Source organism: Azospirillum sp. 11R-A (genome assembly GCF_049472615.1).
Classification (GTDB): Bacteria; Pseudomonadota; Alphaproteobacteria; order Azospirillales; family Azospirillaceae; genus Azospirillum; species Azospirillum palustre.
In genome coordinates this window covers 78,173-87,593 of the sequence record NZ_JBCEBL010000032.1, presented here as the reverse complement: position 1 = coordinate 87,593, position 9,421 = coordinate 78,173, and the positions used below count along the sequence as shown (strand labels likewise).

Below are 9,421 nucleotides of genomic sequence, written 5' to 3'. Positions count from 1 at the left end.
GGTCCAGTCCGTTGAAGCGCAGCACCAGCCGCCCCGATTTGCCGCCATGGATGCGGATGGTGCCGCGATAGAGGAAGAAGAATGGCTCGCCGGAACACGGGCCTCACAGCTCACATAGCTGAACAGCCCCTCGCTGTGGTCGTCCGATCCCCGCATCATCCCCCCAACGGCCGCTTTCTCTTCAACCGGAGAGAATCACGACTGGTCAGCACAGCACAGCCTTTTTCCGCGGCCTGATAGGAGGGCTGGGGAAGGAGCAGCGTCAGGTCATCGAGCTGCTTTTCACTTTATTGAGATGGAAGAGCGAATAAGGTGTCTCTTCCCCCGCTCGATGATGCGGTTGACATCGAAATCCACCACGCGGCCAGCAGCCAGATCTCTCATCCCGCGATCCACATTGGATTTCAGAGATAAAAGCTCTCGGCGCTGTGTGACACGCTCGTTTTTTTCCATGGAAACCTCCCTGATGTGCCATCCTCGAACGGCTTCATAACAGCCGTCAACCCGTCCCCTCCACCATCCCCCGCGCCCGCCGCAGGTCGGCGACGAAGTCGCGATAGGCCTGTTCCGCCCCCTCCCCCGCCGGCAGGCGCAGCAGGTAGGACGGGTGGACGGTGACCAGCCCCTCCCAGTCGCCGAATCCCATCGGCCCGCGTTCCCGCAGCACCGACACGCTGCGTCCGCTCAGCGCCAGGGCCGCGGTGGCGCCCAGCGTCACCACCAGACGCGGGCGGACGAAACCCAGCTCCTTCATCAGCCACCAGCGGTAATGCTTCACCTCGCCGGCGGTCGGCGACTGGTGCAGGCGGCGCTTGCCGCGGGCGACGAACTTGAAATGCTTCACTGCGTTGGTCAGGTAGGCGGCGTCGCGCTCGATCCCGGCTTCCTCCAGCGCGCGGGTAAGCAGCTGCCCGGCCGGGCCGACGAAGGGGCGGCCTTCCATGTCCTCCCGGTCGCCGGGCTGCTCGCCGACGATGGCGATGGCGGCCCCCACCGGCCCCTCGCCCAGCACCGCCTGCGTCGCCCCCGGCACCAGCGGATCGGCAGCCCGGATGATGCGGTTCAGCTCGGCCAGCGTCGCCGGCTCCTGCCGGGCCATGGCGGCGACGGCCTTGTCGGGGTTGCGGCGGCGGGGCGCTGCCGCCTCCGCCTCGATCATCGCCTGGACGCGGGCGGGGGCGCCGCGGATCATTCCGGGAATGGCCGCCGCCTCCGGCAAATTGGCCCAGTATTTCCGCGGCATCTCCGCCCGCATCGCCGTCGGGTTCACCCGCGCGGGATTGAAGGTGCTCTCGTAATAGCGCTGCCAGCCCTCGGCGAAGCGGTCGTCGCGGTCGAGCCCCTCCGGCCTCAAAGCCGCCGGCCCGACCGTCAGCGAGCGCCGGTCCCAATGCAGCGAGCCGACCGGCGTCAGGATCGTCCAGACCAGGCTCTCGAAGCGCTCGACGAAGAAGGAGGCGGTCGCCTCGACGATGAAATTGTCGGGCTCGAACCACGCGACGTAGCGCTCCCCGCCCCGATCTTCGGAGTTGGCCGGATCGCGAACCTCGCGGAAGCGCAGGAAGGCGTGCATCTTGTGCAGGTCGCGCCGCACCGCCTTGTCCAGCAGCGCCAGCCGGTGGACCAGCGGGTCGGCATGGTGGTCGAGGATGTCGCGCTCCCCCCGCACCACCCGGCAGACCAGCCGGTGCAGCAGGGCGTAGCGCTCCGGATCGCGGTGGCAGACCACGCTTTCGATCAGCGCCCCCACCGGGCGGGGCAGCGGAACCGGCGGCGCATCGGCCGGCAAGGGCGCCGTCCCGGTTTCAGGAGCGGTCCCGAACAGCGACGGCGCCGCCCCGCCGCTCCACACCACCCCGTCCGGATCGGCGCCGAGCGCGACCAGCCCGCGCAGCGCGCGGCGGAAACCGTCCAGATCGGCGCCGTCCCTCAGCTCCACATGCCGCATGGCCGATCCCCTCAGAACAGGCTGAGCTGCTTGGGCGGCGCCACCAGCCTTTGCCGCAGATCGGCGCGGTCGGTCAGCCCGCCCGGATGGTGGTCGGCGGCGATCAGGAAGGCGCGCGCCCGCTTCAGCCCCGACGACAGCCGCGCCACATCCTCCAGCCGCAGGGTGGTGTGGCGGCGCGCCTCGACGATCTTGTCGACTGCCCGCGCGCCCAGCCCCGGCACGCGCAGCAGCATCTCGCGGTCGGCGCTGTTGACGTCCACCGGGAAGCGCTCTCGGTTCTTCAGCGCCCAGGCCAGCTTGGGGTCGATGCCCAGATCCAGCATCCCGCCCTCGCCCCCGGCGGCGATCTCGTCCACCGTGAAGCCGTAATAGCGCAGCAGCCAGTCGGCCTGGTACAGCCGGTTCTCGCGCTGGAGCGGCGGCGGCTTGGCCGGCAAAGCGGAACTCGCCTCCGGGATCGGGCTGAAGGCGGAATAATAGACCCGGCGCAGCCCATAGCGGCGATAGAGCGTGTCGCTGGTCTCCAGCACCGACAGGTCGGTGGAGGCGTCGGCGCCGACGATCATCTGGGTGCTCTGACCTGCGGGCGAGAAGCGGCGCTTTTCCTCCTTGGCCTCCAGGATGCGTTCGCCGACCTGTCCCATCACCGCCTTGATCGAGCTGCCGTCCTTCTCCGGCGCGAACTCCTTCAGGCTGCGGTCGGAGGCCAGTTCGAGGTTGATCGACAGCCGGTCGGCCCACAGCCCGGCCTGCTCGATCAGCCAGGGGCTGGCCTCCGGGATGGTCTTCAGGTGGATGTAGCCGGCGAAGCCATGGTCGCGCCGCAGCGTGCGCGCCACCAGCATCAGCTGCTCCATCGTGTGGTCGGGCGAGCGGATGATGCCGGAGGACAGGAACAGCCCTTCGATGCAGTTGCGCTTGTAGAAGCCCAGCGTCAGCTGCACCACCTCGTCGACGCTGAACCGCGCGCGCCGCACGTTGGAGGAGCGGCGGTTGATGCAGTAGGCGCAGTCGAACAGGCAATAGTTGGTCAGCAGGATCTTGAGCAGCGAGACGCAGCGCCCGTCCGGCGTATAGGCGTGGCAGATGCCGGCCCCGGTGGTCGAACCGATGCCGTCCGGCCCGCCCGTCCGCCGTTTCGCTCCCGACGACGCGCAGGAGGCGTCGTATTTCGCCGCATCCGCCAGGATTTCGAGTTTGTCGAGCAGCGCGTCATCCACCGCGATGGCTTCCCTCTTCCTTTCAGAATGTTCGCAATATGTTCTTCCGGAAGGAAAAGGCAAGCGGGGTGTCTTGAAAGCGGGCCGGAACGGGGCCACGTGCTCTACAACCGGATCCGGGCCCCTCTGGCGACTTAGACGTGGTCGCGATGTCGGATCTCTTCACCTGCTCTTGCGCCGACGGGCGTGACCGCACTTGGAGGGACTGATGCCCTTGCCCCTGAGACAGCGCCCCCCGGCTTCCGGCTTTCCCTGCTCCCGATCTTTCCGCGACGCGCGCCGACCCTCCGGCGCGCCGCACGGCTTTGCCGCCGCTCCGGGCGGTCGGCCTTGCCGCCCTCCGGGCGGTCGGCTTCGTGCGCCTCCGGGGCGCCGGGCCCAGACCCTGACTCCTTCCCCCGCCTCATTCCCAACCTTTTGATGAAGACGAGCATCGCCATGGACCACACCGAACGCCAGATCATCGACGACTTGTTCGCCAAGCTGCATCAGGCCGAGGCGCAATCCGGCCCGCGCGATCCCGAGGCCGAGGCGCTGATCCGCGAGCGGATCGCCCGCCAGCCGGCCGCCCCCTATTTGATGGCGCAGGCCATCGTGATGATGGAGCAGGCCCTCGCCGCCTCGCAGGGCCGCAACGAGGAACTGGAGCGCCAGCTGCGCGAGCGCCCGGCCGCCGCTCCCGCCGCCCCGGCCCAGTCCGGCGGCGGCGGTCTGTTCGGCAGCCTGTTCGGCGGCAGCAGCCGTCCCGCTCCGCAGCCCTCATATCCGGCCTCTGCCCCGGCCGCAGCCGCCCCTGCGGCCGCCATGCCGGCCGGCTCGCCCTGGGGCCGTCCGCCGGCTGCTGCCGGCACGCCCGCCTATGGCGACCCGCGCGTCGCCGGCTATGCCCAGCAGCCGCGGGCCGGCGGCGGCTTCATGGCCGGCGCTATGCAGACGGCGGCCGGCGTCGCCGGCGGCATGCTGATCGGCAGCGCGCTGTCCAGCATGTTCTCCGGCGGCGAGGCGGTGGCGGCCGAGGCCGCCGGTGCTGCCACCGACGCGGCCACCGCCGCCACCGACCATGTCGAACAGACGGTCGAGGACAGCGGCTGGGGCGATTTCGGCGGCGAAGAGGAGATGTGAGACCATCCCTGATGGCGGCGCTCCGTTGAACTGAGCGCCGCCATTGCGGAGAAAATTCCTATATGATGGCGTCGGTCTCACCGTTGCGGAGCCGACGCCATGTCTTCCCCTCCCCCCTGTTCAGGATCGCCTGTGCCAAGGCATGGGAGGGGGACTTCCCCGACCGATGGAACGCCGCCGTCCGCCCTGTTCCGCAGCGTTCCATCCGGCCCCGCCGCCGACCCAGCAGCCGGCCTGCCGGATGGAACGGCAGCGCCCGGCGTGTTTCACGCTGTTCCAGCCGTCTCTCCAGCCGTCTTTCCCATCGGCCCTGGCGATGGAACGCCGCCGCCCGGCACGTTCCACGCTGTTGCAGCCGCCTGCGGCTCCGCCCCGCGCTTCAGGCCTTCACGATGCGGTCGGCGAATCCCTCGACGGCGCGCATGGCGTTGCGGGTATCGACCACCAGCGGGCAGTGGGCGGCGAGGCCCTGCCAGTCGATGCCGTCATGGTCGGTGACGATCACCGCCGCGTCGAAGCCGGCGAGCCGCTCCGCCGTCCATTCGACGGACCGGCGGCCGGCAAGGGCGGAATGCTCGCGGGTGACCGGCAGCACGGGGATGAAGGGGTCGTGGTACTCGACCGCCGCCCCGCGCTCCAGCAGCATCTCCATCAGCCGCAGCCCCGGCGATTCCCGGCTGTCGTCGACGTTCTTCTTGTAGGCCATGCCGACCAGCAGGATGCGCGACCGGCTGAGCCCGATCCCGGCCTGCCGGTCGAGCGCCAGGGCGAGGCGGTCGACCACATGGCGCGGCATCATCGTGTTGACCTCGCCCGCCAGCTCGATGAAGCGGGTGGAGATCTGGTACTCGCGCGCCTTCCAGGTCAGGTAGAAGGGGTCGATCGGGATGCAGTGGCCGCCCAGGCCGGGGCCGGGATAGAAGGGCATGAAGCCGAAGGGCTTGGTCTTCGCCGCCTCGATCACCTCCCAGATGTCGATGCCCATCGGTTCGAAGACGATCTTCAGCTCGTTCACCAGGGCGATGTTGACGGAGCGGAAGATGTTTTCGGTCAGCTTGGTCGCCTCCGCCGCCCGCGTGCCCGACACCGGCACCACCTGCGGCACCACCTGCTCGTAGAGCGCCACCGCCAGCCGGCGCGCGCCCTCGTCGTCGCCGCCGACCACCTTGGGGATGGTGCTGGTGGTGAAGGTGATGTTGCCGGGATCCTCGCGCTCGGGCGAGTAGGCCAGGAAGAAGTCGCGGCCGCTGGCCAGCCCGGTTTCCTCCAGGATCGGCCGCATCACCTCGTCGGTGGTGCCGGGCCAGGTGGTCGATTCCAGGATCACCAGCTGGCCGCGGCGCAGCCGGTCGCGGATCAGCCGGGTGGAGGCCTCGACGAAGCTCAGGTCCGGTTCGCGCTGCGGCGACAGCGGGGTGGGGACGCAGACGATCACGGCATCGCAGGCGGCGAATGCGTCGGCATCGGTCGTCGCCCGGAACCGCCCGGTCGCCGCCGCCTGGGCGACACGGCCGTCGGCGATCTGCCGGATGTAGGAGCGTCCGCCGTTCAGCGCCGCCGCCTTGGCCGGGTCGATGTCGAAGCCGGTGACCGTGAAGCCGGCCCCGGTCAGCGCCAGGGCCAGCGGCAGCCCGACATAGCCGAGCCCGACCACCGCCACCCGCGCGCTGCGGCCGCGATAGGCGCTTTCCAGGGACTGGATGTCGGGTGCCTGCATGTCGGGCTGGGTGTCCGCTGTGCTCATCGTGCCGTTCCGTTCGAAAGGACTGGACCGCCCGGACAGGTGTCCCGCCTGCGGTCGCCGAATGTGTGACGGGCGGGATGGCTTTGCGCAACCCCCCCTTCCGCCGGCAACACCCGTCCATGGCTGCCGGGGATCGGAAACTCTGGCGCCGGGACCGGGAAGGATGCCAACCTCCCCGGACTCCGTCCGTCCAAGACCCGCCAGCCCAGACCCGATCTGCCATGACAGCCCGGCACCCGCCCCTTCTTCCCCAAGAGATCGCCCCGGTGGACGACCGCCAGTCGGCGTTGACCGCCCTCCATCTGGGCGGCGATCCGGCGGCCCTCTTCGGCTATTTCATGGCGCTGCGCGAGGAGAGCGACCGGGCGCTCGCCGGCCTGCCGCCGGCCGGCGGCAAGCCCTATCCCTATGGCCGCTGCGAGGAGATCACCCGCGACCTCTTCGCCCGCCTGTCGCAACGTCTGGCCCAGCCGGCCGGCCCGGTGGAGCGCGCGCTGCGCGCCTTCGTCGAGGGGGGCGGCGTGCTGCAAAGCGTCTGGGGCGTCCTGCGCGGGCAGTATTTCCAGAACGCGCTCCAGATCGGTGCGCTCTATGTCGACGTGTCGAACGACACGGTGGTGGTCACCAAGCCGAAGGTGGAGATCCTGCCCGTCGCGGAGTCCGGTCTGGTGCCGGTGCGCGACCTCGACCATTTCCGGCAGACGGCGGAGCGGTATTGGGGGGCGGCGCTCTACGCCAACCATCTGGCGCCGACGCTGGCCCCGCTGCTGCCGGTGCTGTCGGTCAGTCCCGGCCGGCTGGCGCCCGGCCTGCAATCGGCCTGCGACTACATGATCGCGCTGATGTGCCGCGACCGGTTCGAGCAGGCCGAACGCTGGTTGGAGACCGGCCCCGCCCCGCCCGCGGACCTCGCCGAGGCCTGCCTCTCCGCCATCCCAGCCGACCTGCGCCCGCTGACCGGCCAGCCCCGGCAGGAGGCGGCAGCCGCCTGCCGCCGCGCGCGGGAAGCCGCCTGCTGGGCCGACCCCGACTGGCGCACCGCCCGCGTGCTCGACTATCTGCGGCTCATGCGCGGGCCGGGAGGTTAGGCCTCTTCCCGGCCCTTCATCCCCTCACAGCCGGTCCGTGCCGAAGGTGTCGCAGGCTTCCAGCCGGCCGCTTTCCATGCCGGTGCGGAACCAGCGGACGCGCTGGGCGGAGCTGCCATGGGTGAAGCTGTCGGGGCTGACGGTGCCGCGCGCCTGACGTTGCAGGCGGTCGTCGCCGATGGCACTGGCGGCGGTCAGCGCCTCCTCGACGTCGCCGGGCTCCAGCATCTTGCGGTCGCGGTTGGCATGGTTGCCCCAGATGCCGGCGAAGCAGTCGGCCTGCAACTCCAGCCGCACCGACAGGGCGTTGGCCTCGGCCTGGCCGCCCGCCCGCTGCTGGGCCGCCTGCACCTTGTCGGAGATGCCCAGCAGGTTCTGCACATGGTGGCCGACCTCATGGGCGATGACATAGGCCTGGGCGAAGTCGCCCGGCGCCTGGAAGCGGTCACGCAGCTCGCGGTAGAAGCCGAGGTCGATGTAGAGCTTGCGGTCCATCGGGCAGTAGAAGGGCCCCATCGCCGCCTGTGCCCGGCCGCAGCCCGACGACACCGTGCCGGTGAACAGAACCAGCGTCGGGTCCTGATACTGGCGCCCCATCTGCTGGAACAGGCCCTGCCAGGTGTCCTCGGTGTCGGCCAGCACGACGGAGACGAAGCGCTTCAGCTCGTCGTCGGCCTGGCTGCGCGGAGCGGCTTCGCCGATCTGGGTGCGGTCTGCCGTGGTCCGGTCTCCCTGCTCGCCGCCGCCCAGCAGCACCGTGGGATCGACCCCCAGCACCATCGAGACCAGCAGCACAACGATGACGCCGCCGACGCCCAGCCCGCCCGGGCCGATGCGGAAGCCCCCGCCCCCGCTTCCAAGCCCGCCCCCGCCGCCCAGGCCTCCCTGTCCGCGGCGGTCCTCGACATTCTCGCTTTCCCGTCCGCCCTGCCACCGCATCGCCACCCTCCTTCGGCCCCGCCCGTCCCGATCGTCAGGTCCGGTGGAGACGAAACCATCGAGGGCTTTCCACGTTCCCTGCGGATGCGGCGGCAAGATGGGGAACCGGTGCGGAACGGCTTGAAAATCCCACCCCGCTCCCCATCTGGAGAAAAGCCGAAAACCGTCTGGGCAGAACCGCTCGGGCTGTGCCGTCCCCCACCTTTCCCGTTCCGGCGGGAGAGAGTCTTCGTGGGGGCGCCGGCCGTTTGGAACATGCCCATACCGGGGCCTGTTTTGCTTTATCGGAGCCTCCTGCAGCGGTGTTGCGCCGCGGCGGCTCCCGTTCACGACGCCACACAAACAAGAGCCGGCCGGCACCGAAATCCATCGGTCCGCCCATCCGGCCTGGAGGATTTTCATGACGACCCCGATCGTTTCCGCCCTTTCGCAGACCGCCGGCCATTTTGCCGCCCAGCCCGCCTTTGCGCCGGTCCAACGGGCCTCCACCCGCCTCACCGCTGGCCAATTCGCCGCAGTTGAGAGCAAAAAGCCCGATTTTCGCTCCAGTCCTGAGCCGTCCGGCTTGACCCGGGGCGAACTGCGGCAGATTGTGCTCGACATCCTGGGCTGATCCTATCGGCCCGGGCTCGTCCTTTTCTACCCATCCACGACCACAGGAGATCACCATAGCCAAGCTCTACGACGCGGACCCCGTCCGCGAAGGCCCGCGCCTCAACCGTGAAATCACCGCCCGTATGGTCCGCCTCGTCGGCGCCGACGGCGAGATGGTCGGCGTGGTGCCGCTCCGCCAAGCGCTGGAAGCCGCCGCGGATGCCGACCTCGACCTCGTCGAAGTGGCGCCCCAGGCGGATCCGCCTGTCTGCAAGATCCTCGATTACGGCAAGTTCCGTTTCGAGGAGCAGAAGAAGGCCAACGAGGCGCGGAAGAAGCAGAAGATCATCGAGCTGAAGGAAATCAAGCTTCGGCCGAACATCGACGATCACGATTATGACGTGAAGATGCGTTCCGCCATCCGCTTCATCGAGGAAGGCGACAAGGTCAAGATGACCATGCGCTTCCGCGGTCGCGAGATGGCGCACCAGGATCTCGGTCTGAACGTGCTCGTCCGCGTGCGTGACCAGCTCCAGGACATCGCCAAGGTCGAGCAGATGCCCCGGGTCGAAGGCCGCATGATGGTCATGGTGCTGGCCCCGCGCTGAGCTTGTGCCAAAGGGATCTCGCGGGGCGGTTCGCCGCCCCGCCCCTTTCTCGCGCCCGTCTTTTTCTCCCGACGGCCTTTTTCCGTCCCGAGCGTAAATTCCTCCGCGAATTTGCCGATTATCGAATTTTCCTGCCCTCAAATCGCGCCGGATTA

At 69.3% G+C, this 9,421-nt stretch carries 9 protein-coding genes; 4 read left to right on the top strand and 5 right to left on the bottom strand.

Annotated elements, in window-relative coordinates:
* Positions 1-282: 282 nt before the first annotated feature.
* From VH569_RS29975 to VH569_RS29965, 3 genes are read right to left on the bottom strand one after another with little or no spacing between them, the layout of a single operon-like run.
* Positions 283-453, bottom strand: coding sequence for a hypothetical protein (locus tag VH569_RS29975; protein WP_423320302.1), 171 nt, complete (start codon positions 451-453; stop codon positions 283-285).
* A 46-nt stretch (positions 454-499) separates the two neighbouring features.
* Positions 500-1,948: a UdgX family uracil-DNA binding protein gene (locus VH569_RS29970; RefSeq protein ID WP_423320300.1), complete on the bottom strand. Its 1,449-nt coding sequence runs from the start codon at positions 1,946-1,948 to the stop codon at positions 500-502.
* Between the two features lie 11 nt (positions 1,949-1,959).
* Complete coding sequence (locus VH569_RS29965) at positions 1,960-3,171, bottom strand: putative DNA modification/repair radical SAM protein (protein ID WP_376967445.1); 1,212 nt, start codon at positions 3,169-3,171, stop codon at positions 1,960-1,962.
* A gap of 438 nt (positions 3,172-3,609) precedes the next feature.
* Between VH569_RS29965 and VH569_RS29960 the strand changes: the two genes are divergently transcribed.
* Complete coding sequence (locus VH569_RS29960) at positions 3,610-4,293, top strand: DUF2076 domain-containing protein (RefSeq protein ID WP_423320298.1); 684 nt, start codon at positions 3,610-3,612, stop codon at positions 4,291-4,293.
* Between the two features lie 379 nt (positions 4,294-4,672).
* On the opposite strand, the gene VH569_RS29955 is transcribed toward VH569_RS29960, so the two are convergent.
* Complete coding sequence (locus VH569_RS29955) at positions 4,673-6,037, bottom strand: nucleotide sugar dehydrogenase (protein ID WP_423320296.1); 1,365 nt, start codon at positions 6,035-6,037, stop codon at positions 4,673-4,675.
* A 266-nt stretch (positions 6,038-6,303) separates the two neighbouring features.
* Between VH569_RS29955 and VH569_RS29950 the strand changes: the two genes are divergently transcribed.
* Entirely contained in the window at positions 6,304-7,125 is an 822-nt protein-coding gene (locus VH569_RS29950; RefSeq protein WP_423320295.1) for a hypothetical protein, read from the top strand.
* A gap of 24 nt (positions 7,126-7,149) precedes the next feature.
* Here the strand turns inward: VH569_RS29950 and ypfJ are convergent, their stop codons facing one another.
* The gene (ypfJ, locus tag VH569_RS29945) at positions 7,150-8,064 is read right to left on the bottom strand and encodes a KPN_02809 family neutral zinc metallopeptidase (RefSeq protein ID WP_423320293.1); all 915 of its coding nucleotides are present in this window, start codon (positions 8,062-8,064) and stop codon (positions 7,150-7,152) included.
* Positions 8,065-8,464: 400 nt separating this feature from the next.
* Between ypfJ and VH569_RS29940 the strand changes: the two genes are divergently transcribed.
* Together VH569_RS29940 and infC are read left to right on the top strand one after the other, a co-directional pair.
* Positions 8,465-8,677 (top strand): hypothetical protein, encoded by a 213-nt coding sequence (locus tag VH569_RS29940; protein WP_109047024.1) that lies wholly within the window; start codon positions 8,465-8,467, stop codon positions 8,675-8,677.
* A gap of 55 nt (positions 8,678-8,732) precedes the next feature.
* Positions 8,733-9,266 carry a translation initiation factor IF-3 gene (gene infC / locus VH569_RS29935; RefSeq protein WP_081506050.1) on the top strand — a complete coding sequence of 178 codons (534 nt, stop codon included), beginning with the start codon at positions 8,733-8,735 and terminating at the stop codon, positions 9,264-9,266.
* Positions 9,267-9,421: the final 155 nt, after the last annotated feature.

Excerpts from the sequence above, each read along its gene's own strand:
- VH569_RS29975 (WP_423320302.1), bottom strand. The coding sequence starts at position 453 with ATGGAAAAAAACGAGCGTGTCACACAGCGCCGAGAGCTTTTATCTCTG.
- VH569_RS29970 (WP_423320300.1), bottom strand. The coding sequence starts at position 1,948 with ATGCGGCATGTGGAGCTGAGGGACGGCGCCGATCTGGACGGTTTCCGC.
- VH569_RS29960 (WP_423320298.1), top strand. The coding sequence starts at position 3,610 with ATGGACCACACCGAACGCCAGATCATCGACGACTTGTTCGCCAAGCTG.
- VH569_RS29955 (WP_423320296.1), bottom strand. The coding sequence starts at position 6,037 with ATGAGCACAGCGGACACCCAGCCCGACATGCAGGCACCCGACATCCAG.
- ypfJ (WP_423320293.1), bottom strand. The coding sequence starts at position 8,064 with ATGCGGTGGCAGGGCGGACGGGAAAGCGAGAATGTCGAGGACCGCCGC.
- VH569_RS29940 (WP_109047024.1), top strand. The coding sequence starts at position 8,465 with ATGACGACCCCGATCGTTTCCGCCCTTTCGCAGACCGCCGGCCATTTT.